Origin of the sequence: Leptospira harrisiae, from assembly GCF_002811945.1 — a bacterium.
In the GTDB taxonomy this organism is placed as follows: Bacteria; Spirochaetota; Leptospiria; order Leptospirales; family Leptospiraceae; genus Leptospira_A; species Leptospira_A harrisiae.
This window is the reverse complement of sequence record NZ_NPDX01000002.1, coordinates 52,127-75,587: the sequence shown is the minus strand read 5'-3', so window position 1 is coordinate 75,587 and position 23,461 is coordinate 52,127. Positions and strand designations below refer to the sequence as shown.

22 protein-coding genes and 1 tRNA gene are annotated in these 23,461 nt (G+C 36.2%); 6 read left to right on the top strand and 17 right to left on the bottom strand.

What is annotated here, in order from left to right:
• The first annotated feature begins 34 nt into the window (after positions 1 to 34).
• Together CH364_RS10115 and CH364_RS10110 are read left to right on the top strand one after the other, a co-directional pair.
• On the top strand, positions 35 to 934 hold the full coding sequence (locus CH364_RS10115; protein WP_100743792.1) for a CPBP family intramembrane glutamic endopeptidase: 900 nt from the start codon (positions 35 to 37) through the stop codon (positions 932 to 934).
• A complete protein-coding gene (locus CH364_RS10110; RefSeq protein WP_100743791.1) occupies positions 931 to 1,692 on the top strand; it encodes a hypothetical protein in 762 nt (253 codons plus the stop codon). The genes CH364_RS10115 and CH364_RS10110 overlap by 4 nt, the downstream gene beginning before the upstream one ends.
• 31 nt (positions 1,693 to 1,723) lie before the next feature.
• Here the strand turns inward: CH364_RS10110 and CH364_RS10105 are convergent, their stop codons facing one another.
• Positions 1,724 to 2,059: a hypothetical protein gene (locus CH364_RS10105; protein WP_100743790.1), complete on the bottom strand. Its 336-nt coding sequence runs from the start codon at positions 2,057 to 2,059 to the stop codon at positions 1,724 to 1,726.
• Between the two features lie 21 nt (positions 2,060 to 2,080).
• Between CH364_RS10105 and CH364_RS10100 the strand changes: the two genes are divergently transcribed.
• Positions 2,081 to 2,509, top strand: coding sequence for a DUF423 domain-containing protein (locus CH364_RS10100; RefSeq protein ID WP_100743789.1), 429 nt, complete (start codon positions 2,081 to 2,083; stop codon positions 2,507 to 2,509).
• Here CH364_RS10100 and CH364_RS10095 read toward each other — a convergent pair.
• Positions 2,485 to 2,811 (bottom strand): hypothetical protein, encoded by a 327-nt coding sequence (locus CH364_RS10095; protein ID WP_100743788.1) that lies wholly within the window; start codon positions 2,809 to 2,811, stop codon positions 2,485 to 2,487. The two genes, CH364_RS10100 and CH364_RS10095, sit on opposite strands and share 25 nt — an antisense overlap.
• Positions 2,812 to 2,845: 34 nt before the next feature.
• Entirely contained in the window at positions 2,846 to 4,351 is a 1,506-nt protein-coding gene (locus tag CH364_RS10090) for a carboxypeptidase M32 (protein WP_100743787.1), read from the bottom strand.
• 83 nt (positions 4,352 to 4,434) lie between these two features.
• On the opposite strand from CH364_RS10090, the gene CH364_RS10085 reads away from it, so the two are divergent.
• Positions 4,435 to 4,505 (top strand) — tRNA-Gly (locus CH364_RS10085).
• A gap of 514 nt (positions 4,506 to 5,019) precedes the next feature.
• Here the strand turns inward: CH364_RS10085 and CH364_RS10075 are convergent.
• The 13 genes from CH364_RS10075 to CH364_RS10015 all read right to left on the bottom strand — a co-directional run bounded on the left by CH364_RS10075 (position 5,020) and on the right by CH364_RS10015 (position 19,217).
• The gene (locus CH364_RS10075) at positions 5,020 to 6,318 is read right to left on the bottom strand and encodes an SMP-30/gluconolactonase/LRE family protein (protein ID WP_100743785.1); all 1,299 of its coding nucleotides are present in this window, start codon (positions 6,316 to 6,318) and stop codon (positions 5,020 to 5,022) included.
• Positions 6,319 to 6,320: 2 nt separating this feature from the next.
• Positions 6,321 to 7,556: an SMP-30/gluconolactonase/LRE family protein gene (locus CH364_RS10070; protein ID WP_100743784.1), complete on the bottom strand. Its 1,236-nt coding sequence runs from the start codon at positions 7,554 to 7,556 to the stop codon at positions 6,321 to 6,323.
• 1 nt (position 7,557) lies between these two features.
• Positions 7,558 to 8,445: a M24 family metallopeptidase gene (locus CH364_RS10065; RefSeq protein ID WP_100743783.1), complete on the bottom strand. Its 888-nt coding sequence runs from the start codon at positions 8,443 to 8,445 to the stop codon at positions 7,558 to 7,560.
• A gap of 81 nt (positions 8,446 to 8,526) precedes the next feature.
• Complete coding sequence (locus tag CH364_RS10060; RefSeq protein WP_100743782.1) at positions 8,527 to 9,276, bottom strand: helix-turn-helix transcriptional regulator; 750 nt, start codon at positions 9,274 to 9,276, stop codon at positions 8,527 to 8,529.
• Between the two features lie 197 nt (positions 9,277 to 9,473).
• Complete coding sequence (locus CH364_RS10055; RefSeq protein WP_100743781.1) at positions 9,474 to 9,893, bottom strand: iron chaperone; 420 nt, start codon at positions 9,891 to 9,893, stop codon at positions 9,474 to 9,476.
• Positions 9,894 to 9,905: 12 nt separating this feature from the next.
• Positions 9,906 to 11,297 (bottom strand): MATE family efflux transporter, encoded by a 1,392-nt coding sequence (locus tag CH364_RS10050; protein WP_100743780.1) that lies wholly within the window; start codon positions 11,295 to 11,297, stop codon positions 9,906 to 9,908.
• A complete protein-coding gene (locus CH364_RS10045; RefSeq protein ID WP_100743779.1) occupies positions 11,294 to 11,674 on the bottom strand; it encodes a hypothetical protein in 381 nt (126 codons plus the stop codon). Before CH364_RS10045 ends, CH364_RS10050 begins: the two co-directional genes overlap by 4 nt.
• An 11-nt stretch (positions 11,675 to 11,685) precedes the next feature.
• Positions 11,686 to 12,651: an SRPBCC family protein gene (locus CH364_RS10040; protein WP_100743778.1), complete on the bottom strand. Its 966-nt coding sequence runs from the start codon at positions 12,649 to 12,651 to the stop codon at positions 11,686 to 11,688.
• A gap of 1 nt (position 12,652) precedes the next feature.
• Positions 12,653 to 13,006 (bottom strand): ArsR/SmtB family transcription factor, encoded by a 354-nt coding sequence (locus tag CH364_RS10035; RefSeq protein ID WP_100743777.1) that lies wholly within the window; start codon positions 13,004 to 13,006, stop codon positions 12,653 to 12,655.
• 347 nt (positions 13,007 to 13,353) lie between these two features.
• Positions 13,354 to 13,962, bottom strand: coding sequence for a beta-class carbonic anhydrase (locus tag CH364_RS10030; protein ID WP_100743776.1), 609 nt, complete (start codon positions 13,960 to 13,962; stop codon positions 13,354 to 13,356).
• A gap of 306 nt (positions 13,963 to 14,268) precedes the next feature.
• Positions 14,269 to 15,345 (bottom strand): alkene reductase, encoded by a 1,077-nt coding sequence (locus CH364_RS10025; RefSeq protein ID WP_100743775.1) that lies wholly within the window; start codon positions 15,343 to 15,345, stop codon positions 14,269 to 14,271.
• A gap of 99 nt (positions 15,346 to 15,444) precedes the next feature.
• Complete coding sequence (locus CH364_RS10020; protein WP_100743774.1) at positions 15,445 to 17,469, bottom strand: SpoIIE family protein phosphatase; 2,025 nt, start codon at positions 17,467 to 17,469, stop codon at positions 15,445 to 15,447.
• The gene (locus CH364_RS10015; protein WP_100743773.1) at positions 17,466 to 19,217 is read right to left on the bottom strand and encodes a hypothetical protein; all 1,752 of its coding nucleotides are present in this window, start codon (positions 19,215 to 19,217) and stop codon (positions 17,466 to 17,468) included. The genes CH364_RS10020 and CH364_RS10015 overlap by 4 nt, the downstream gene beginning before the upstream one ends.
• A gap of 131 nt (positions 19,218 to 19,348) precedes the next feature.
• On the opposite strand from CH364_RS10015, the gene CH364_RS10010 reads away from it, so the two are divergent.
• Together CH364_RS10010 and CH364_RS10005 are read left to right on the top strand one after the other, a co-directional pair.
• Entirely contained in the window at positions 19,349 to 20,545 is a 1,197-nt protein-coding gene (locus CH364_RS10010) for a PAS domain-containing sensor histidine kinase (RefSeq protein WP_100743772.1), read from the top strand.
• Between the two features lie 147 nt (positions 20,546 to 20,692).
• A complete protein-coding gene (locus CH364_RS10005; RefSeq protein ID WP_100743771.1) occupies positions 20,693 to 21,730 on the top strand; it encodes a pirin family protein in 1,038 nt (345 codons plus the stop codon).
• A gap of 9 nt (positions 21,731 to 21,739) precedes the next feature.
• Here CH364_RS10005 and ilvD read toward each other — a convergent pair whose 3' ends face one another.
• Complete coding sequence (gene ilvD, locus CH364_RS10000) at positions 21,740 to 23,416, bottom strand: dihydroxy-acid dehydratase (RefSeq protein ID WP_100743770.1); 1,677 nt, start codon at positions 23,414 to 23,416, stop codon at positions 21,740 to 21,742.
• Between the last annotated feature and the right edge of the window lie 45 nt (positions 23,417 to 23,461).

Sequence of the window (23,461 nt, the reverse complement as noted above, 5' to 3'; positions counted from 1 at the left end):
CGATTCTTGCCGAAATTGAGGAACTGTAAGGCAGATGCAGAATCGTTTTTTTGAGATCTTTCGACTTACAGCTTACTCACTTGGTCTCGTTTATGTATGTTCTTTCTTCTATTCCGTTATTTTTTTAGCCTTTGTTAACAATACGGTGCTAGGCGATCGAATTCCTGAAGACCAGTTACTTCCCCTTTATGAAGAATATTGGGAAGGCAAGATGGATTTTTCCACAATGCTTACCGAATATGAAAAGATTGTAACGCCTATCAAAGACCAGTTCCAGAAGGAAATCACTGAGAACCCAAGTTTGCTTTTGTCGCAGTTTTACGATAAAGTTTTTTCTGAAAAACCACATTACCTATTAGGTCATTCAATTCCTTGGTTTCTATGTTATGTTGGTTTGGGATATTTACTTTATAAAAAAGTCCTACAAATTCCGGTTACGAATCTTCAAGATGAGTTGTCTATCCCGATTTTACTTCGAGGTATAGCAAACGGATTTATTTGTTTTATCGTAGTAGTTATATTTGGTTTGGTATTGGAAAAATTATCAGTACCTGTTGATTCTGGGGTATTTGCAAAAAAACTTTATGAAGCAATACATGGAAACACATATCTATTAGCTTGGGGCATATATGTTGTTGGTATCATTACTGGAATTCTCGAAGAAATTTTTTTTAGAGGATTTTTGTTGAAAGCTTTCATCGATAAAAACCTTGCACAAGAAGGATTGTTTATTGTTTCTCTACTGTTTGGTTGGCTTCATTACGGGGAAGGAACATCGATTGCGATACCATTTATCATTGGTGGCGTGGGAATGTTCTTTGGATATATCTATATTAAAACAGGTAATATTTGGATTGCAATGGCCTGTCATGCCACATATAATTCGTTAGGTTTAATTAATGCTTACCTTCAACTTCCTGGAGTCCAGTCATGAATTTTTGTTTAAAAGGTCTCCTATCCTTCGTTTTCTTTTTTTGTTTTCTATTACTTTTGCCAACTAGCGGCGTTAATCCCTTGGTTGCAGGGGAAACTGTAGAAATCTTAGGTGGCCCAGAAGATGTTAATCTTCGTTTGGTGGCTCTACTAAATAAATTAGATCCTGATTTTTATGCAGATGAAAAAACACAAGGTTTTGTTTACAGATACAAAAACCGTTGGAAAAATCCTTATGATTTTAATATTTATGTAGGAAAAGTTGGAAAAACTTCTCCCGATTCCATCATTCGCATTGAATCTCCTAGACGTGGTCAAGAGAGGATGTGGAAAGAAATTTTGGAACAAGAGTTACTCCAAAAAGCTCCACATGAATCTGCAGTTCCCCTTTCAGAAAAATACCATGTTGTCTCACAAGGATTAAATTTAATCTCTCCAATGGCTTCTGTTGGTTATAACTCTTGGAACTCACCTCTTTTTTCGAATCGAGATACCTTTGTTAGTATGAGTATTTATTTATTATGTGATTTGATCTTGGCTGGTGGTGCTTATCTGTACGCACAAGAAAATTTGCCAAAAAAAAATATTTGGGATAATATGGCCAATGTTAAAGGTGCCGGAAATGTTTGGGATTCGCCGAATGCAGTGGGAGTTTTTGCCGCCCTTGCTGTCTCAAGAGCGGTTCGAGCTTTTGATGCTTGGGAAGATACTTCCGCACATAACAAAACAGCCCAATTTGGTTGGTCGTTTAAGTTTTAATTCGTTAAAACATCCCAATCTTCACTTGCTTTTATGATTTAAATAGGTCTCTTGCTGCGTCAGCTGCACTGGACCTTTCAAAATCGTCTCTCTCGATTAATGTTAAATCTAAACCTTCTTTGTCAATTCGGCTTAGAATCTTTCCAATATCTGCCACCTTACTTAATTTAGTTGCTAAATATTTAAAAGTAACTCCGCAATCAGGGCATTTTTTATCTTTTAGATAATTAAGTCCTAATTTTTTACAATTTCCGCAGGTGCCATATAGGTCATCGATATAGAGTAGTTGTTTTTTTACATCCTCAACATTGAGTTGTCGCCAAACTCTTACAAATTTAGTATTCTTTCCGGATGCATCTGAAGTCATAGGCAATAGGAAGTATCGTCAATGAATCTTGTCAAGAAGCAATCCTCTGCGGTTTTAATCCTTCTCATTTGTCTTTTTGGTTTTTTAGCAGTAGCCATCGGGGCATTCGGCGCACACGGTCTTAAAAAAATGATAGCTCCAGAACTTATGGTGATTTTCGAAACAGGAAATCGTTACCATTTTTATCATACTCTGACCGCCCTCGTTTCTTTTCTATTATTACAAAAGTCACTCCAAACAGACTCTCAAAATAAAAGCTCAACTTTATTAAGTGTGGCTACTTGGATGTTCCTTTTGGGAATTCTGATTTTTTCTTTTAGTTTATATACTCTATCAGTTACTGGAATTCGAATTTTAGGAGCCATCACTCCCATTGGAGGAGTGAGTTTTTTAGTGGGTTGGATTTGTTTAGGGTTGGGATCTTTTTATCTTTTTGTTCCGAAAAAGTAGTTTCCTTGTTTGCTAATTAAATTTCTAGAAATTAAGCCGTCAGCAATAAGTAACAAGCCTTCTGCGGCGGCTTTTCTTGCTTCTTCCAAACTATCTTTTTGAAGAGACATTAATTCATGTACATACTTTCTTTTTTGTACATCTAAAACACCTAACATTGAACCTGCAATTTTCTCATCCATTTGCATAAAAGCTAACGCAAGAGTTTGTGGAGGTGTTTCTATACATAAATAGTATAAGGCGAGATTATCAAAATACGATAATTGACTTAGTTTCTCTAAAACTTGTTCTGATCCTGACATATATTATCCTTCTGTTTTAATATTTCGATTTTAGTTATTTCGTTACTTCTTTAATTTTTCCATTTAAATAAGAAATTAAATATTTGGAATTTGCAGATTCACCTGTTGTCTGTTTCATGAGCGTATCCACATCAAAGATTTTTCCTTTAGAATGAATATTTTTTCTAAGCCAAGTTAAAAGATCAGAAAAATCACCTTTTGTTGAAAACTTGTTATGTGAATCTGGAAATTCTTCTGTAAATTTTTTGAAAAACTGTGAACTAAAAATATTTCCCAATGTGTAAGTAGGAAAATATCCGAAAGCACCCATTGACCAGTGGATGTCCTGCAATACACCTTCCGCATCGTTCTCGATAGTAAGTCCAAAACTTTCTTTCATTTTTGAATTCCAGATCTCAGGTAAATCCTTTACTTGAATCTTCCCATTGATGAGATCTCTTTCAATTTCAAATCGTAAAATGATATGAAGGTTGTAGGTAACCTGGTCTGCTTCCACTCTGACTTTTGTTTTTTCAGTACTATTAATGTATTGGTATAAGTCTTTAAAAGGAAGTTCTTTATCAGTTAAACCAAAATCAGATAACAATATAGGATAAACAAATTCCCAAAATGGTAAGGAACGTCCCACTTGATTTTCCCACAATCTGCTTTGTGATTCATGGATTCCTAAACTTAAAAACTCCGTTAAAGGGGTGGGCCAGTCTGGCATTGCCGATAATCCAGATTCATATAACGAATGGCCCGTCTCATGTAACACACCAAAAATGGAAGAAAGGGGATCTTGTTCTGAATAGCGAGTTGTGATTCGTTTATCACCTTTACCTAAACTAGTTGAAAACGGATGGTTACTTGTATCCAATCTAGATTCTTTTGTTGTTAATCCAAGAAGCGATGGCAAACGATTACAAAATTTAGTTTGTTTGTCTATGGAGATCAAACCTGGGAAAGGATTTCTAAATTTAGGTGCAGTGGCAACGATTGGAACCAACGATTCTTTCAAATCAGAAAATAAAATCTGTATTTGGTTGGCTTTGGCTCCTTTTTCATAACTGTCGAGTAAGGCATCGTATGGCTCGGTCACATAACCAAAGTAATCTGCTTGTTTTTTAGATAATTGAACCAGCTCCTCTAATCGATTTGCAAAGGATTGGAAGTTTTTGTCTTTTTTTGCCGTCGCCCATTCTGCATGTGCTAAGTTTGTTACCTTCGCAAATTCGGAAACAAATTCAGAAGGTAATTTATCTGCTTTCTCTTTCTCTTCCATAAGAACTTCTAACTCACGAGTCCAAACAGACCGCGCAGATTCAGGAAGTTCGCCAATAGTTTTTTTGGCCGATTGGATTTGGTTTAAGAAAGATTTATCGGTCATCCAAACGTGAGTGAGTTCTGCCACAGCTGCGATTTGTGCAGATCGGTATTCACGGCCCTCCTCAGGCATCATCACCTCTGAATCCCAATGCAAAACAGATGCTACATCTTGGAATAATTTGATTTTACGATATTGTTTTCGGTAATTTTCGAGTGCTTGGGGCAGGGCCATAGTCTCATTTTCTTCCTGCCACGCTTTCTGGAACCAAAAATCATTGACCCTTTACCCCCAACCAAAACTATGTATTTACTGTCGCGGGTGTGGTGTAACGGTAGCACAGCAGCCTTCCAAGCTTCTGGCGAGGGTTCGAGCCCCTTCGCCCGCAAAAGACAGATCTCCATTTCCCAAAATCCATCATCATATAAAAATCAATCCGAAGGGATCGAACAGTGGCGCGAGCTGGAACATGAGTGACCCATAGGGAACGAACAAATCAGTAAGAAAGCCAGGATGGCGAATCAAGAGCGTCGCCGTGCCTTGAAGCGCAGTGAGGACACGGTGTCCGAGTGATCTCTTAGCCCCTTCACTATTGCGGTACAGAATGGATATTCGTATCCCCACCCGATGAGGGAGGGGAACTAGACCCGCCACCCAATGACTTCCATTTATCACAAACAGCCAAAAGCAAAAAGTCGAATTGGAATTCGAAAAAATTTTTTCCAGAATAAGTTCACAGTAGCACTCAAGTTATTCATCATTACCGAATAAGAACCAAATGCTCGTGCCACCGATCGCAGTGGAAATCCTTTCCCGAAGGGAAAGATTGGAACGTAGAGCGGGATCGCTGTTTGAACAAAAGTTTGATTTTGTCTTTTTTGCGAGGCACCCAAATGATTCAACTAAATATTGTTAGGGTAAGGCATTGTGACAAAACCTTTGAATCCATCTTGGTAAACTGCTAAATATAGTTTGTTTTTTCCCGGCACAACAACAATAATATGAGAAAACAAACTTCCATCATGCATAGCAAAATATAAAGGTTTAGATCCGTTAGGCGATAACGCAAGAAGACCCGTTTTTTTAGATACCGGAAGAAGACTTTCAGGTATGTACAAAACAAGAAGTTTCCAAAATGGATGTTTATGCAACCAAGTGATTAACTTTGACCTTTCCACTGGGATAGCGATCCAAATTCGACCAACCTGGTCTCTATCCATCCCATCCGGAAATCCCGGTAGGCCATCGATAACTACTTCGTCTTCTCCTTTTTTATCTCCAGATAAATGCAGACGTATGAGTCTTGATTTTGAGAGTTCATTTAAAAGTATTGATGATTCATTATTATTATTATCTGAATATTCTAATAATATGCCATCTAAATATGTATATTGGTGAGCGACAAGGCTAACCGTATTATCCTTTATATCATATTTCCAGAGATGTCCATTCCTTCCTAAAGTAAGAACTTCATGTTTTGATTGAGAACTTACACCAAGAATAGAATTTGGATGGTCGTAAGGTTCTGTAAAATAAATACGCTCTCCATCATTACTAATCGCTATGTCATCAGCCTTTTCCACATTACGGCTATTTGATTCATTCAATTGGACAATGGGGATTTTTGTTTCATTGTTCCAAGGAAAAAATTTTCCAATTTTTCCTTGAGAGACTTCTATTGATTTATCAACATTTGGCACTCTTGTTCCAATTTTACGTAATTGTTTAGTGGAAATTTTTAATTCATATATACCCGGGCCATCCACTAAAGAATCCTTATGTTCTTTGCCACGTGACAAACACATATAAATAATATCTTGGTTTTTTGGATGAAAAACCATTCCACCCGGTAACAAAGGAGTTTTAACAAATGGTTCGAAGGTGTTTTCTGCTAAGTCAACTTTCCAAATCCAGCCATCTATGGATGCAACAAATGCACGATTTAATTCTTCTTGCAAAAGGATTTCATCTTGGGCAGGTAGAACATTTCCATCGATTGTAACATTCTTTTTAATAGGATCTCCCTCTGATTTAATAGAATCTATTATAGGGTTATAAGAAAGTTCAACAGGATCTTTGATTTGATTTTTAAAGTATTCTTCTGGTGTTTTACATGAAATGAAAACTAAACATGAAACGAATACAAAAAAAGATATATTAACTTTTTGTTTTTTAGATAATTTCAATAGATTAAGATACATATTCATTCACCTAACTTAAGCTTGTTCAATGGAATAGAATACAATCCACGTGATGAGGTATCAAACGACGGAAAATAAACAGAATCTATATTCGGAACGGCAACAGAGATATCTTTGATTTTCGAACCATCATGCATAACGAAGTATAATGCTTTTTTTCCTAAAGGATCTAATACCAAAATTCCTGTTTTTTTTGCAATTGGCAAAATCCGTTGTGGTAGTGATAACAACAACGGTTTCATCCAGGGATTGTTATGGATAAAATTCACAAGTCCGGATCGTGGTTTAATGATCCCAACCCAAATCCTACCTTTTGTATCTCGTTCCAACCCATCAGCAAGGCCAGGTAAATTCTCAAAAAGAACTTCAAACGTACCTTCCTTTTTTCCACTTATGTTTGCTCTGATAATTCGAAACTTGGTAGTTTCTGTAATTATTACCGACTCTTCTTTGGACGCAGAATGTTCTGCAATGATGATACCATCAACAAAAGTAAAACCATTCATAACTAGTGATATTGTATTCTTTTTTCTATCATACATCCAAAGTTTACCGTGAGGATAAAGTCCAATGGCTTCTGGTACAGCTCCACTTCCCATGGCTGCATCTTCTCTTTCAAATGGTTCTGAAATATAAATTCGATTTCCATCTTTTGAAACCGCAAGATCGTTACATAAAGAGAAAGGTCTAGAATTATTTTCATTTAACGAATGTATTGAAAAGATGGGACGTTTTGATTCTGGATAAACAATTTCGAAATCAGAATTTTCTAACTTAGGCAAAGTGAGAAGAAGTGGTGTCAAAGACATTGTTTTGATATTTACTTCGTACAATCCAACTTTCTGATGATCTTCGTATTTGACTCCTCCCAGTTTTGAAGCACAAAACAAAATAGATTCTTTTTTATCATTAGTGAATTGTAATCCTGCTGGATTAACTGGAGGTTTTATCCAGGTAGTTCCATGATTTGTTTTTAAATCTAATTTCCAAATCCAACCATCCATTCCTGATGCATAGGCGACTTGTTTTTGATTATCAAAAATTAAATCATCATGGCCAGGTAACAAAGGAATTGTAGTATTCATATGATCCAAAAATGGATCTGGATTTGTAACTTCCTGTATAGAATTAGGAACAGGACCTAATTTGTATGCTTTTCCTATTTTGATATTGTTTGTATTACATCCAATAATAATTAAAAGTAGGAAAAATATAAAATTTTGTTTTTGAATTCTCATTTTAGCTCAATCCTTTTAACAATTGGTATTTTTTTACATGCGGGACTTCATCGTCCAACCAATATGCTTTATTTTCTTCTACAACTAAAATCTCTTCGAATTTAAAACCAGTTTTACCTCTACCTAAATGTGGTTCTATCGCCCATAGTCCTACTTTATCACCTTCATGATCTGGCGTTAATAATTCGGGTAAAACTTTGTGAGACAAAAATTCATATGAACCTTGCATACTAAACCAACTTGCAAAGCTAACAGGCAATAGCGGAAAAGAAATATTGGGAAGATTAACTTTATAAACTCTGTGTCCTAGAACTGCAAAAGGATATAACGAATGTACATTATCGAAGCCAGAATTTTTGGCATCAATATCAATTTTCCACCAAATTTCTGAAGGAGTCATCGATGAACTAAAGTATTTTGGAATTTCATCACGAAGCTGTAATAAATATTTCATACCAGAATCAAGTTCTGAGTTTTTGATTAATGAAGATGAATAACCTATATCTCCAATATAGCCATCTACCACCGGCGATACATCTAAGATAAAAGATTCTTCTTCAACCAATCGTTTTTTGCCTGGATGAAATTGAGTGAACCGTTGGTAACCGTCAAATCTTGCATGTTCGCCAAACCAAGCAAATGGCCTATGTAAAAAAGTTTTTACTCCATGATCTCGTAAAAACTCATTCATACGTTTAGCTGTTTGTTTTTCTGTCCAACCAGGCAACATTTCTTTCTCGATGGTAGTGACACATTCGTAAGCAAGTTTTTGTGCTTTTAAAAATCCATTTTTTTCTTCTATTGTTGGGATTCGAATCGATTCAGATTTTAATTTTGATAGTTTGGAGGATAATTTAGATAAGAATCCTTTTTCTTGGAGTAAGGGCATATTGGTCTCTTTTCCTTAGTAGAAAATGAGAATAACAAAATATCCGATTCTCTGCTTGAACGATTCCGGTATTTTTTAGATTTATTGTAAACTGTCATCAGATTCACAAAATCTAACTTCAGCTGTTTTGAGGTGACCAAAAAAGAGAGAAGGTATAAATCCAAAATTTTCTTTAAACGTTCTTGAGAAATGTGCTGAATCAGAAAAACCTGCTGCATGAGCAGCATCAGTAAGATTGTTCCCTGCTTTTAGTTCTTTGACTGCGCGCAAAATACGGACCCATAGTAGATATCTGCGTAAGGGAATTCCAAGATTTTCTTTAAATAAACGAATCAATCGATCTTCAGAAATAGAAAAATCTTTTCCTATTTCTTTCATTCGAATGCTACTGGGAACTTCAAATCTAATTTTTTGGGCAATTTTTTGAATCCTTGGATCCATTGTTGTTTTTAATTCTTCAAACGGATAAACAGTTCGAAGTAAACTTAACTGAAGTTGAGTTGCCTCGTTATTATTTAAATCACCATAATACAATGACCATAACGAGTCTATCAGAGGTAAAAATTTTTGAATGTCTAAACGTTTTACTTCGCCCGATGATACCGATTCAGAAATGGATCCAAATTCGTATGTTTCGGGATCAATTAGTAACGCTACCATTTCGATACCAGGTGAAACTGTTCGGTGGTATGTATTTGGACCAACCAAAGCAACTCGATACTCATCTTTGCCTAATTCAGTTTCGATTGTTATATTTTTGTCTAAAGAGATTGCCAGTGTCGCTGCGTAATGCGAATGAAAATCTGTCTGCATACTATTGGTTGCAAACATGACTCGACTGTTCCATAAATAAAGTATGCTTTGACTTTCAAACTCCATCTATGATCCTCATCCATAAAAACAGATGAATTGATTTTTTTGATAAATCATCTCTTGTAAATCTAAATATAATTTAAAGAGATAACGAAATAAGTTTATTCTTTCTTAAAATAGAAAGTAATAACATCGCAGAAATAATAAATCTGCATTTATGATTTCTTTGAGATTGGTTTTTTTAACTTTGTAGTCTTTTTTTTTTGAACCTTTTTCTTTATTTTTTGCCCATTTTCGTTCACTCTGAATTTAACAATTTTTTTGATCAGAGCATATGGAATTGGTTCATCCAATGGAAATTGAATGGAACCTTTTCCATTTTTATATTTTGAAATTTCTTTTTGGAAGGCTATATTTCCTGAAGGAAGTGCATAAAAACCTATATGTTTTGCATAAGCGGCAAAATGTACTAAGTTTCCATTTTGTACGAAAGTTGGCATCGCATAACTAATTGCTTCTGTCGCTTCCGGTGCTTCTTTCTGTATTGTGTTTCGAACTTTTTGAAGAATTTGTTGCACATCTTTAGGAAATTTTTCTATGTATTCATCAATTGATTTAGGAATTGCTGATTTCATACTTTAGTCCTCTTATACCTTTGATTGTTTCCAATTCCCTTTAGTAAATAACCAAAGAGTAAAAATCCCAACAGATGATTCGGAAATCATAATAGACCAAAATACTCCAGTTGAGCCGAAAGCAAAATATTTTCCCAAAAGATAAGCTAAGGGAATTTGAATGATCCAAAAGAATACAATATTAATTTTTGTAGGTGTGATTGTATCTCCTGCACCGTTGAAAGCCTGTCCTGCTGCCATCCACCAAGCATGAATAAAATATGAATACGATACAATTTGCAACCATTTGCCACCAATGGCTATGACTTCTCGGTCGTTAGAGAAAATTGAAATTAGATTTTCACTCCAAAAAAAGTAAAAAAATGATACTAAGATCAAATAACCCATATTACAAAACCCTGTAAACCATACAGATTGTTCCGCCCTTTCTGGTTTACCCGCACCTAAGTTTTGTCCAACTAACGTAGCTACTGCGTTAGACATTCCCCAAGAAGGCATCACAGTAAACATCATCGTTCTTAGGGCGATGGTCGCACCGGCTACTGTTTGACTTCCAAATTCGGAAAGGATTCGTATGATAAAGATCCAGGATGTCATACCAACAATCATTTGTCCAATCCCGCCAAGAGATGTTTTTAAGATCCCTTGGATCGTTTCCCATTCTAATTTTAGATGTGATCTCAGAATTTTGATATGTTTACCACCCTGAAATAACAACCAAATTTGAAACATAACACCGATCCCTCGACCGAGGTTAGTTGCAATTGCAGCTCCAGTAATTCCATAAGCTGGAATCGGTCCCCAACCAAAAATAAAAATAGGATCTAAAATAATGTTCAGTCCATTAGATATCCACAATACTCTCATTGAAATCGCAGCATCCCCTGCTCCACGAAAAACAGCATTGATAAGAAACAGAAGAATGATAACAATGTTACCACCTAACATCCATTGCATATAATGATAACCTTCAGTTAAAACCCACTCATCTGCACCCATAAGTTTAAGGAGTTCTTTTGAAAAGAATATCCCTGCAATAGCAAATGGAACTGATGCAAGGATGGCGATCCAAATTGATTGGATAGCCGCAACTCCCGCTTTGTCTTTTTCTTTTTCACCAATTCGCCTAGCAATGATCGCAGTTACAGAGAAAGATAAACCCATTGCAACAGAATATAATAGAAATAGATAAGTTTCAGTTAAACCAACTGTTGCGATTGCAGAAGCTCCCAAGGCACCAACAAAGTAAATATCGACAACTGCAAATACCGATTCTAAAACGAGTTCTAAAACCATTGGAACAGAGAGAAGAAACACTGCCTTTCGAATGCTCACTTCGGTATAATCTTCTTCCGAACCAGCAAGTGCCTTCTTTAAATCTTCCCATAAACTAGCACTTGTCATTTGGATTTCTCCTGTAATACATAAAGTTTACCGCCTAAATGAGCAATGAAAGGAGTGAGAACCACAAGTGACCATGCATACCACCATGGGCCTAAATGACCTGCAAATATAACACCTGCGATTCCAAATATTAATCCAATTCCACCTAAGATGTACGCATGTTTCATCGGGTTTTGAGGTGCTAACTTTGCTGCCAAATAACAACCAAAGATACTAAATACAATTCGATAACCTAAGACAAACAAAACCAATGGTGTTGATACAAACATATGATCATAAGGAAGAAAATTTAGCATTTTGAGAATTGAATCACAAAGAACGGAAAGGATAACATTGGATAATAATCCAACGACAATTGCTACGATACTTTTAAACATTTATACTTTCCCTATTTTTGATTTAAGAACTGATCTAGTTTAGAAAGTGTTTGTTGTCCACTTTCAATTGCACCAAAACCAATGACCGCATTTCGAACGTTTGTGTCAGAAAAAGTCAATTGCATTTTTACTACGGTTTGGTTTTCACCGAATGCAATTAGAAATATTTTCGCTAAAAAATCATCCTTTTTATTTGTATCACCAGAACCATGTGAGTATTCCAAGTAATCGAATTTTCTGATTTCCTTATATTCAATTACGTTAGGATAAATTGTACCATCTGGCCCAACCATAGTAAAAATCCATTTCCCACCAATCCGAAAGTCCATCGATTTTGTTGTAGTTTTGAATCCGCTTGGACCCCACCAAAGGTCAATTGTTAATGGATTTGAAAGAGTATTAAAAATCAATTCCTGAGAATGGTTCATTTTTTTCTCAATATATATTTCATTCGCTTTAGGTAATGCATTAGTCTCTAATTTTTCAAAACTTTCTGACCAACCTTCCTTCATACCTGAACTAGCAAATCCATCTCGAATTTGGTTACTTGCAAATTCAGTAAGTAAAACAACTTTTGTTTTACCGTCAATCTCCTCGAATAACACTCTTAACTTTGAATTTAATATTTCTCGGTCTCCAGTGACCCCAGCCATCTTCTGCACTTCCGCTACCCATTCATCCGGATGTTCATCTACCAAATCGCTGATTACAAAACTTTGAAATGGGGTGATTTCTAAAAACTTTCCGATGATCGGATAATCAACTCCTTCTGGTGATCGCATAACAATGCGATAAGACCCTCCTACTTTAAAATCAAACTCAACAGTTGGATTTGTAAAATTCTTTGGACCCCACCATTTTTCAATGTGCAAAGGATTTGTCCAAACTTCCCAAACAAGTTGAATGGGGGCATTAAACAATCGTTCGATGCGAACAGTTTTTTCTTCTAAAGTTAAGATTGTATCTGATTTAAACATTTTAAAAATTTCCTTTTGATTTTTGTAATTCGGTTAAGTAGGCATCTAAACGATCCAATCTTTCTTCCCATAATTTTTTATATTGTTCTAACCATTGGTTGGCTTCCTGAAGTGCTTCCACTTTTAACCGACAAGGCCGAAATTGAGCTGTTTTTCCTTTTTCGATGAGACCGGCTTTTTCCAAAACTTTTAGATGTTTTGAAATTCCTGGAAGACTCATTTGAAATGGTTCGGCTAATTCCAGTACGGTTGCCTCACCTGATACTAGTTGCATCAATATCTTTCTACGAGTTGGATCTGCCAATGCCTGGAACGTTGCATTGAGTGTTTCTTCCGAATCCTGCAATTTAACCATTTAGATAATTAACCACTTGGTTAAATTAGAAAGGTAGCCAAATTTTGTCAAGGGAGAATTGCAGTGGGTCATACTGGATTAACCGCAGGTACAGATTGGATATCCGTATCCCCACCCGATGAGGGAGGGGAACTAGACCCGCCACCCAATGACGTCCATCTACCACGGAAACTTAGTTAAGAAAATACAATTCCGTAAAACTGAAAATATATTCATATAAAGTTCATGTTTAGAAATTCTCCGTGAATGATTTTTGCAAAATGGTTTTAAAAAAGAAAGGATCCCAACTAGTGATAGTTTGTTGGGATTTTTTTAGGTTCTCGTTTGAGTTGAGTTTGTTTTTGGAATTACGAAGCCCTACCAATCTTCGTGGCTTCTTTGACCTCTACTAACTTTCCAGTTTTCACGTCGTAATAATATCCATAAACAGGGATGTCTTTAGGAATCAAAGGATGGTTCCTGATCCGTTTGACATCTTCAATGACACTATGTTCTAAATTTTCAAAAGTTAAAAAAGGAATGAACTTTGCTTCGTCTGAGCCACCTGATTCTTCTAAGTTGCGCCACCCATTTGCATCGATGGTTGCCGTTTTTAAACTTTTGGAAAGCAGGTTACGAATGATAGGATCAGTAAAAAGTTGCATTCCGCAGTCCGAATGATGGATCACAAAAAATTCTTTAGTTCCCAATAACTTATAAGAGATGATGAGAGACCGAATGGCATCGTCACTAGCGCGACCACCAGCATTCCGAATCACATGAGCATCACCTTCCGCTAGGCCTGCATATTTAGCGGGATCGAGTCGAGCATCCATACATGTAAGGATGGTAAAACTTCTTGCCGGAGGAAGTGCCAATTCCCCTTTTTTCCCAAATTCTGATGCATACTTTTCATTTGCACCTATGACTTCTTTATGCACTTTGCTTGTTTCTTGTTGGATGAGCGTGTTTGACATAATAGAAATAAAATCCAATATAACGAACAAAGCAAGGAAACTAAATTTAGACCAAAGATTTCGATTTCAGATTTGTACAGTGGATTTGGCAAATGAACAAGAAACTGGAGAGGATTTGTAAAGGTTAGGTTTTTTGCGCCAAGGATACGGAGGGCATGGTCACCTGCCATCGTTAGATGGAAGGTGACGGAAGCGAAAGCGGACCCCGTAGTAGCCCGGTCGGCTACGATAGGAGACCTTTTGCCTTTCCATTCGAGGCGCCATAGAAAATTGGAATCAAATGTTACAATTTAATTATAGCGACTGTTAGCTTGCAAATGGATAGTCGATATATCCTTTTCCATCAGCAGTATACAATGTGGTTTGGTCAAAAGATGCAAGTGGGATGTTTTTTTGGAATCTAGTAACCAAATCAGGATTGGCTAAAAAAGGTTTTCCAAAGGCAACTAGATCTGCATGACCCGAAGATAAATCTTTTTCAGCACGTTCAGCATCGTAACCACCACTTAAGATTAGTGTTCCTTTGAATGCTTTCCGAATGTTTTGAACAGTTTCTGGTTCTACTTTTGGGGCACCCATAGAAGAATGGTCGATCAAGTGGATGTAAACAATTCCAATTTCATTTAATTTTTCAGCTAACAATGAATATTCGTCATGAGTTTCTGGAAATGGGAAAAGGTCGTTAAAAGCACCATACGGAGATAAACGAATGGCTGTTTTTTCTTTGCCGATAGCTGCACTAACTGCAGTTGCCACTTCTAAAATAATTCGAATTCGGTTTTCGATAGATCCACCGTATTCATCGGAACGTTGGTTGGATGATGGATGTAAAAATTGTTCTAATAAATATCCGTTAGCTGCATGTAATTCAACGCCATCAAATCCTGCTTTGATTGCATTTTTAGATGCATTCACAAATTCTTCAATAGTCTCTTTAATTTCTGCTTTTGACATTTCTTTTGGAATCGGATGATCTTTCATTCCGTCCGTATCGGTCCAAATTTGTCCTTTTGCGAGGATTGCCGATGGTCCAACCACCTTTGCACCTTTTGGTAAATTCAATTCATGTCCAATTCGACCTGTATGCATCAGTTGGACAAAAATTTTACTTCCTTTCGCATGTACTTTGTCTGTGACTTTTTTCCAAGCATTGGTTTGTTCTTCAGAAAAAATTCCAGGGATTCTCGCATAACCGAGACCATTTGGCGAAGGAGAAGTTCCTTCGGTGACAATAAGTCCTGCCTCAGCTCTTTGCTCATAATATGTAGCAACTATATCTCCTGGTACATTTCCGATAGAACGGGAACGGGTCATGGGAGCCATCACCACTTTGTTTTTTAAGGTAAGATTTCCTAACTTCGCTTCTGAAAATAATGATTTCACAAGGTTCTCCAATTTTAGTTTACTATTTAGAAAATAGACTATATATGAAGTGATTTGATATTGTATTTATTTAATATTAAACTAATTTCTTAAAAAAAATTACAAATCTAAGCCCAAAAGGGTCAAATCGTCCTGTCGCTCTTGACCATTTAGAAAATTTTGTAGTGTTTTGAGGAGGTTATCCTCCACATCGGAAAGGCTTAAGTGGGTTGTCGATTGGAAAAGTTGGTAGAGAGATTCCTCTCCAAATTCTTCCTCTTTTGCGTTAAAAGCCTCAAAAACTCCGTCAGTAAACACAAAAAGCCGATCTCCTTTTGTAAAAGTAACTTCTGATTGTTCGTAATGGATTTGTTTTTTGAGTCCGATCATTCTTCCCGTTTTTGTAAGAAGTTGAAATTGTTCCTTCCGCAACAAAACGGCTGCGGGATGGCCAGCAGACGCATATTGGATTTTTTTATCTTTTAAATCGATATCAAGAATCATTGCCGTTAAAAGGCTATTTAATGAAACAAAATTATCCATAAACTCTTCATTAAAAATCTCCAACACTTTGGCAGGTGGTAATTCAAAATTTTTAATAGGATCATACAAACCTTTAATCGCCATCGTAATCATTGCTGCATGAACACCATGACCAGTTGCATCACCAATAAAAATCCGATACTTAGAATCTTTAATTAGGCTTACATCAAAAAAATCTCCACCAACCTCTGATATAGGAAGATAACGATACACTAAATTTAACTCTTTAATGAGAATAGGTTCAATGGCCAATGAATTCTCTTGGATTTTTTTGGCTACGAATAGATCTCGTTTCATTGCACTTAAAGTGCGATTCAAAGCAAAAGTTCTTTCTTTCACTTTCTCTTCCAAATCTAAATTAGATTTTTCTAAACTAAGTTTTGCTTTTTCTTCCGCCAGTTCCTTATCTTTGATGATGGTATGATAACGATCTGCTAAAGCAAATGCAAGCAACATCATTTCCGCAGCTGAACCATACTGTGGGCCATCAATGGTAAACGAATTGGTAGGAAGATAACCCAATGCGCGCAAAGTAGAAAGGATCAAAGCAAAAAATAAAAATGCAAAGGCTAAGAGAAAAAAATAGGCTAATCTCTCTTTTTGAAATGAACATACGATACCAATGAATAAAATCCAAAATGAAGTAACGGTATGACTAAAAACTAAAATCTTAATCCAAAACTCAAAGGAATTAATGTAAAAAATGGGTAGTACAATTTGAACTAAAATGAATAGAATACTCATTCGATCTAGTTTTGGAATAATTTGTTTTGTATTTAACAAACTTCGCATAAACACTAAAAAAAGAATTAAAACAACGGAGATAAAAAGATTCACTGAATATTGGTCCATCCATGGAGAATCTCTCCATAAATATTCAGAGGCAATTCCATTATGCGAAGCAATTGTAAACGCAGTGCTAGTGACGATTAAAACATATAAAAAATAATTAGAATCTCTCAGTATAAAAAACAAAAATAAATTGAAAAGTGCCATAGCAATCGCAATTCCAAAATAAATGGCTTGGATAACATGATCATTGATTTCATGACGATCATATAGGTTTTTATTCCATAACTGGATAGGTAGATTGATTGAATTCGGTGACTTTACTTTAAAATAAACAGTAGCTGTTGAATTTTCAGGAAATGATATGGGAAATACAAAAAACCGACTTTGGTAAGGACGGTTCAAAATAGGAACAGAATAACCGGAAGAAATCTTTTTGATTGTTTTTTGACTACGAAAATAGAAATCCAAAGTTTGTAATCTAGGATAAGAAACCACAAAGGTAATATCTTTCGAAGAAAAACTCTTATTTTCTAACACAACTTTTAGCCAATAAGTTGAGTTTGAATATGAAAAATTGAATGCCTCTTTCGAAGATTTTACCTTTATAAATTTTGATTCAAGTTTTGATGATACAATTTCTTCAAAATTTAAACGGTTTGTTGGATCCTCTAAAACTAATATCGAATTTGCGAGATAGAGAGGAGATATATCACTATCTTTAATGTTGATTGGAGTTTCATCAGCATAAATAGATGTTCCTAGAATCAATACTAAAACAAAGTAAAACCATTGTTTTCGAACCAATTTCATTTGGATTCTTCTGTCTCAAATAAATCAATTGAGTATATTTGATTGTTTTTTGCAAAAATACAAATCCCATCAAAACTTACCGACAATCCTTTTGGACCTGGGAACATTTTTTGTTTTATCACCATTCCATTCGGTGAGAGTAAAATGAGTTCAATTTGTTCGGCCTCACTGTAATCATCAAATAAACTTAAAATCAGAACTATGTGTTTGCCATCGAAAGTAAAAAGACGAATTATTTCACTATGGATTGGTTTTTCAAAAACTACATTTCCTAAAAAATCAATCATATGAATTGCTGAGTAGTCAGCAGTGATGGTGATTCGATCCTCTGTTACTAATACAGGAGACTTAGCAGTGCCAAAAGAATGCGGTCCAAGAGTGTCCGTTGTACTGAAGGGAAGTTCTTTGAGGGTTTTCAATTGTGAATCCAAAAGAAGTGAACCATCTAAACTAAATGGTAAATATATTCCACCAGGAAATTCTACAGGTGGGGATGCCAACTCTCGAACCAAAGAAATTCCAGAACTATGAGTTTGTTGAAAAAATTTTTTCTTTCCTGTATTTGCTGATTCTACAATCGCATAATAAAAATACAATTGGAATTGCGAATCGATATACACTGGATAGTAGGGAGAAAAATATTGAAACACTTCTTCCCCAGAAGGACTAACTCCATAAATTCCTTTTAAAGTATGGAATAAAAGATTCCCAGATTCTGTTTCGAATGCCTTTCCAGAAAAGATTTCAAACTTCGGTAAAGAAATGCTACTCATTAATTTTCCTGAAATCAAATCATACGTTTGAATTTTTGATTGGTGAGGTAGATACAAAGTTTCTGATAAAATCGTAAAACTAAAGTTATGTACCACTCTATTTTCTGAGAGATCTCGTTCTTCTGTCGATAGAATTTCATAACATTGGAAGGCCAGTTTGACTGATACAATGAGTTTTCCAGAAAGATCAAAAATACAAAGAGTATCCGGTTTATTTAGTTTTGAATAAAATTCTGAGCCTTTTTGAAATCCTTGGTAAATACAAAGGTAACCGGATTGATAAAAAAGAATTGGAATGTCGATACCTTCGAGGAAAGGTTTTTGGATTTTTTCCTTCCATAATATTTTTTTTTTACTGAGATCAAATGACTGTAAAAAATATTTTTCATTTCGATACGAAATGAAAACAAATTGATCCTTTCCAATGAATTCGGAAACAAGAATCGATTCATTTTCCTCCAATTGAATTAATAAATTAGCAGAATTAGGGAGCCCTTTATTCTGAATTCCTTGAAACTCTAAGGGAAATTCTTTTTGAAACCATTGACGTAACCAACGTTTTACGGCTGAAGGTAAACTTGGATCTCGATTGAAATATAAAACTTTTAATTTTTCCGTTTCTGTTTTAGAAAGGATTTCTAATATTTCTTCAAAAAATGAATACGGAAAAGAAGTTTCTTTTGCAGCAACAAGCCTTGAAACAGAAGGATTCCGAATCAATTCTGAACGTTGGTCGTCAATTCGTTCAGCCGTTTGTTCGTAAAACTCTGGATAGGTGGACCTGGGGTCACCAGTCCCTTTAGTTTTGATCCACCAGAGACTATGGCAATCCTTACATTCATAGATTTCCTTGAAACGATTCAGGGGATTTCCTACGATATCATCGATTGGAAATTGGTGTGTCACTCTTTCGTCTTGCACGGGAACATTACGAGAGAATTGTGTGGACTCTTTCTGGCAATATAAACAAGGCATATCGTTTCAGGGAGTATATTTCTATCTAGGGATACTACTTAAGTCAAGTCAGATTCAAGCCAAAGGAAATAAGATTTTCTATACTTAGTTCTTGGCAATAAATTTCGAAATTAGAATCTTATCATTCATCCATGTCACTTCTCCCTAAGACATATGAAGCATTGAGTGCCGATTTAAAACGTTTGGAATTAGAAAACCAACTTTTAAAACATAAGTTGTTTGAAACAGAATCAAATCATTCAAATCTATTTCAGGCTCTACAGTTCACCCAGTATTCCATTGATACCATCTCAGAATCCATTCTTTGGTTAGATTCCGAAGGAAATATTGTTTTCGTGAACGATGCCGCTTGTAAAAATTATGGATACACAAAAGAAGAATTACTTTCTATGAAAATGTTTCAAGTTGATCCGATATTTACTGTCGACATGTGGAAAAGCCATTGGCAGGAAATTTTAAACCGAAAAACGTTTTCGATTGAAACAATTAACCAACGTAAAGATGGTACTTCATTCCCGATAGAAGTGACTGTCAATTTAATCGAATATGGAGGCAAACAATATAATTGCGCTATAGTTAGGGACATCACTGAACGAAAATTAGTTGAAAATAATTTAAAAGAATCTGCAATTCGATTGTTAGAACTCAATACTTCTAAAGATAAATTTTTTTCGATCATAGCTCATGACTTACGTGGTCCACTCGGTACCCAAAGAGAATTCACTAAAATTTTAAGCGAAAAAGATTCTAAATTTTCAGAAACCGAAAGAACTTCTTATTTAAAAATGTTAGAAGAATCTTCGGATTTAGTTTATTCATTATTAGAAAATTTATTAGATTGGGCCAGGTCTCAAAGTGGAAATATTAATTCCCAACCGGTTACAATTCATTTTTATGAACTTATCGAAAGAGTGATCGGCCTTTTGGCCTTATCAGCTAATAAAAAAAATCTAATGATTTCCAATCAGATTCCAAATACTCAAACAATCTTCGCTGATTTGTATATGATTGAAACTGTGATACGAAATCTAATTTCTAATGCTATTAAATATAGCAACGTAAATACAGAAATAACCATTGGCGTTTCACATAAGGATTCGATTTTCTTTATAAAGGACCAAGGTGTGGGAATGGTGAAGGAACAAATCGAGAATCTTTTTCGAGTCGATCATAAATTTTCAACTAAAGGTACTGCGCAAGAGTCGGGAACAGGTCTTGGACTCATACTCTGCAAAGAATTTTTAGAAAAACAAGGAGGCAAAATTTGGGTAGAGAGTGAATCAGGATTTGGATCTACTTTTTATATTCAATTAGTACAAAACATTTAATCGCACTTCATTCCAAATCGAAACTCATTGTGCATAGGATTAAGGAATATGGTTCTTTCGGAGTGAATGTTTCTATTGTGAAAAACTTTTGGTTCTAAATTACTGTCTTATAAATAGCGATACATTACGCAAAAATAGGACTCAAAGATGAAACATAAATCGATATTATACGCACAAAAGCTGGACTTCCAATGGCCGACTTCCGATCCTTTTTTGTTTTGTGTCCACCACGAAGACTATTATCCCAAAGGAAATGGAAAGTTTGGGCCGGATGCTTCCCTCCAAGGAAGACAAATTGGCCAAGACTTTGCTGGAAAAGACGGATGGAGGATGTACCACGGGGAAACCATACCAGGTTTTCCAGGCCACCCCCACCGCGGATTTGAAACAGTGACTGTGGTCCAAAGAGGACTCATTGACCATGCCGATTCCCAAGGTGCCGCTGGTAGGTACGGAGATGGGGACGTACAATGGATGACGGCAGGTGCTGGGATCCAACATTCAGAAATGTTTCCTTTGGTGAATGAAGCAGGTGATAATACTTTGGAACTTTTTCAGATTTGGATGAATCTGCCGGCAAAAAATAAATTTGTAGATCCACACTTCAAAATGTTTTGGAACGAAGACATTCCTGTAAAAGTGGTTTCGGATGCCAATGGGAGAAAGGTAAAAATTAAAACAGTCGCCGGATCATTGTTTGGTGATAAACCACTCGACCCACCTCCAGATTCCTGGGCAGGTGATCCAAAAAACGAAGTAGGAATATATATTTTAGATTTAGATCCAGAAGTTAGTTTTGTGATTCCTGGAAGTTCGATTGGAAACAATAGAAATTTGTATTACTTCCGAGGAGAAGGTCTAGTACTCGATGAAGTTGTCGTACCAGGCAAACATATGTACAACCTAAAATCGGATGTTTCTCTAGAACTAAAGAATGGATCGGAACCAGGACGCATTTTGATTTTGGAAGGAAAACCTATTGCAGAACCTGTAGTCCAATATGGGCCTTTTGTGATGAACAAACAAGAAGAAATCCAACAAGCGTTTGACGACTATCGCAAAACACAGTTTGGCGGTTGGCCTTGGGATTCCTACGATCCAGTACATGTTGGTAAATCTAGATTTGCCAGACATGCGGATGGGAAAGAAGAAGTTCCCAAAGAAAAGAGTGGGAACTCCAATTGAAATGGACGCCTAACGGTCCGTTAGGCAACCAGTACTAGCATCTTTTACCATCTGGATGTACTTCCAAAGATATCCAGAGGTAATGCGGTATGGAGGTTTTTTCCAAGTCGCTCTCCGTTTTTCTAGCTCCTCTGGTGCAATTTGTAGTTCGAGTTTGTTGGTGCGAGCATCAATCAAGATACTGTCCCCATCATTCACAAATGCCAACTCTCCCCCTTCCATTGCTTCCGGAGTGATATGGCCCACAACAAATCCATGACTTCCGCCCGAGAACCTTCCATCAGTGATGAGAGCCACATTGTCCCCAAGACCTGCGCCGATGATGGCAGAAGTTGGTTTTAACATCTCTGGCATTCCCGGACCGCCTTTTGGGCCTACGTAACGGATCACTACCACATGGCCTGGTTTGACTTTACCGTCGCGAATCCCGGCATTGGCTTCCACTTCAGAATCAAAACAAATGGCTTTGCCTTCGAACCTTTCCCCTTCATGGCCTGTGATTTTTGCCACAGCACCTTTTTTGGCGATATTGCCATATAGGACTTGAATATGGCCTTCTTTTTTAATGGGATTACTAACGGGTCGAAGTAAATCTTGGTCAGCCGGAAGATCAGGAAGACTTTCCAAGTTTTCTGCGATGGTTTTTCCAGTGACTGTCAAACAAGATCCGTCAAGCAAACCTTCGCGTAACATAAATTTCATGATTGCAGGGGTTCCCCCGATAGCATGTAAATCTTCCATTAGATACTTTCCACTTGGTTTCATATCTGCAAGTAGTGGTGTTGTATCTGTTACTTTTTGAATTTGTTCCAAATCCAAAGGGATACCCATAGTTCTTGCAATCGCAATCATATGTAAGGCAGCATTTGTGGAACCACCGAGGATAGTCACCACTCGTAGTGCATTTAAAATTGATTTAGGAGTGATGATATCTGAAGGTTTGATATCTTTTTCTAAAAGATTGTACATAAACTTTCCAATATTCATACATTCTTTCTTTTTTTCTTCACTGCGAGCCGGAGAAGAAGAACTATATGGTAAACTCATTCCCATTACTTCAATGGCCGTAGCCATAGTATTCGCAGTATACATTCCACCGCAAGCGCCAGGCCCTGGGCAGGAATTTTTAATGACTTCTTTAAAATCTTCTTCTGTGATTTTTCCGTTAATTTTTTTTCCGTATGCTTCAAAGGCAGAAACAATATTTAATTTTTCACCTTTGTAATTTCCGCCATTGATGGTTCCACCATATACCATGATGGATGGCCTGTTGAGTCTTGACATTGCCATGATCGCACCTGGCATATTTTTATCACAACCGGCAGTAAATATAATCCCATCATAATAATGTGCACCAGAAATCGTTTCAATGGAATCAGCGATGATTTCTCTTGAAGGAAGTGAGTAACGCATCCCGTCATTACCGTTGGTAATTCCGTCGCTTACACCAATGGTGTTAAATAATAAACCCACCATTTGTTTTGTATCTAATACACTTTTCTTTTGTAAAGAAGCAAGAGTGGTGAGATGCATATTACATGGATTTCCATCAAATCCAGTACTACCAATTCCAATGAATGGTTTATTTAAATCTTCATAAGGAACTCCAGATCCAATGATCATTGCTTGGGAGGCAGGAAGGGATTCATCTTGGGTAAGAATGCGGCTATATCGATTCAAAGTCATAAAATTCAATTTCCTTCAGATTAAAGACAAAATGTGAGATGGCGA

What these genes read in the sequence shown, in the direction of transcription:
- CH364_RS10090 (WP_100743787.1), bottom strand. Translation starts at nt 4,351, where the DNA reads ATGGCCCTGCCCCAAGCACTCGAAAATTACCGAAAACAATATCGTAAA.
- CH364_RS10095 (WP_100743788.1), bottom strand. Translation starts at nt 2,811, where the DNA reads ATGTCAGGATCAGAACAAGTTTTAGAGAAACTAAGTCAATTATCGTAT.
- CH364_RS10105 (WP_100743790.1), bottom strand. Translation starts at nt 2,059, where the DNA reads ATGACTTCAGATGCATCCGGAAAGAATACTAAATTTGTAAGAGTTTGG.
- CH364_RS10065 (WP_100743783.1), bottom strand. Translation starts at nt 8,445, where the DNA reads ATGCCCTTACTCCAAGAAAAAGGATTCTTATCTAAATTATCCTCCAAA.
- CH364_RS10010 (WP_100743772.1), top strand. Translation starts at nt 19,349, where the DNA reads ATGTCACTTCTCCCTAAGACATATGAAGCATTGAGTGCCGATTTAAAA.
- CH364_RS10100 (WP_100743789.1), top strand. Translation starts at nt 2,081, where the DNA reads ATGAATCTTGTCAAGAAGCAATCCTCTGCGGTTTTAATCCTTCTCATT.
- ilvD (WP_100743770.1), bottom strand. Translation starts at nt 23,416, where the DNA reads ATGACTTTGAATCGATATAGCCGCATTCTTACCCAAGATGAATCCCTT.
- CH364_RS10075 (WP_100743785.1), bottom strand. Translation starts at nt 6,318, where the DNA reads ATGTATCTTAATCTATTGAAATTATCTAAAAAACAAAAAGTTAATATA.
- CH364_RS10040 (WP_100743778.1), bottom strand. Translation starts at nt 12,651, where the DNA reads ATGTTTAAATCAGATACAATCTTAACTTTAGAAGAAAAAACTGTTCGC.
- CH364_RS10060 (WP_100743782.1), bottom strand. Translation starts at nt 9,276, where the DNA reads ATGTTTGCAACCAATAGTATGCAGACAGATTTTCATTCGCATTACGCA.
- CH364_RS10050 (WP_100743780.1), bottom strand. Translation starts at nt 11,297, where the DNA reads ATGACAAGTGCTAGTTTATGGGAAGATTTAAAGAAGGCACTTGCTGGT.
- CH364_RS10005 (WP_100743771.1), top strand. Translation starts at nt 20,693, where the DNA reads ATGAAACATAAATCGATATTATACGCACAAAAGCTGGACTTCCAATGG.
- CH364_RS10110 (WP_100743791.1), top strand. Translation starts at nt 931, where the DNA reads ATGAATTTTTGTTTAAAAGGTCTCCTATCCTTCGTTTTCTTTTTTTGT.
- CH364_RS10035 (WP_100743777.1), bottom strand. Translation starts at nt 13,006, where the DNA reads ATGGTTAAATTGCAGGATTCGGAAGAAACACTCAATGCAACGTTCCAG.
- CH364_RS10115 (WP_100743792.1), top strand. Translation starts at nt 35, where the DNA reads ATGCAGAATCGTTTTTTTGAGATCTTTCGACTTACAGCTTACTCACTT.
- CH364_RS10055 (WP_100743781.1), bottom strand. Translation starts at nt 9,893, where the DNA reads ATGAAATCAGCAATTCCTAAATCAATTGATGAATACATAGAAAAATTT.
- CH364_RS10070 (WP_100743784.1), bottom strand. Translation starts at nt 7,556, where the DNA reads ATGAGAATTCAAAAACAAAATTTTATATTTTTCCTACTTTTAATTATT.
- CH364_RS10020 (WP_100743774.1), bottom strand. Translation starts at nt 17,469, where the DNA reads ATGAAATTGGTTCGAAAACAATGGTTTTACTTTGTTTTAGTATTGATT.
- CH364_RS10045 (WP_100743779.1), bottom strand. Translation starts at nt 11,674, where the DNA reads ATGTTTAAAAGTATCGTAGCAATTGTCGTTGGATTATTATCCAATGTT.
- CH364_RS10015 (WP_100743773.1), bottom strand. Translation starts at nt 19,217, where the DNA reads ATGCCTTGTTTATATTGCCAGAAAGAGTCCACACAATTCTCTCGTAAT.
- CH364_RS10030 (WP_100743776.1), bottom strand. Translation starts at nt 13,962, where the DNA reads ATGTCAAACACGCTCATCCAACAAGAAACAAGCAAAGTGCATAAAGAA.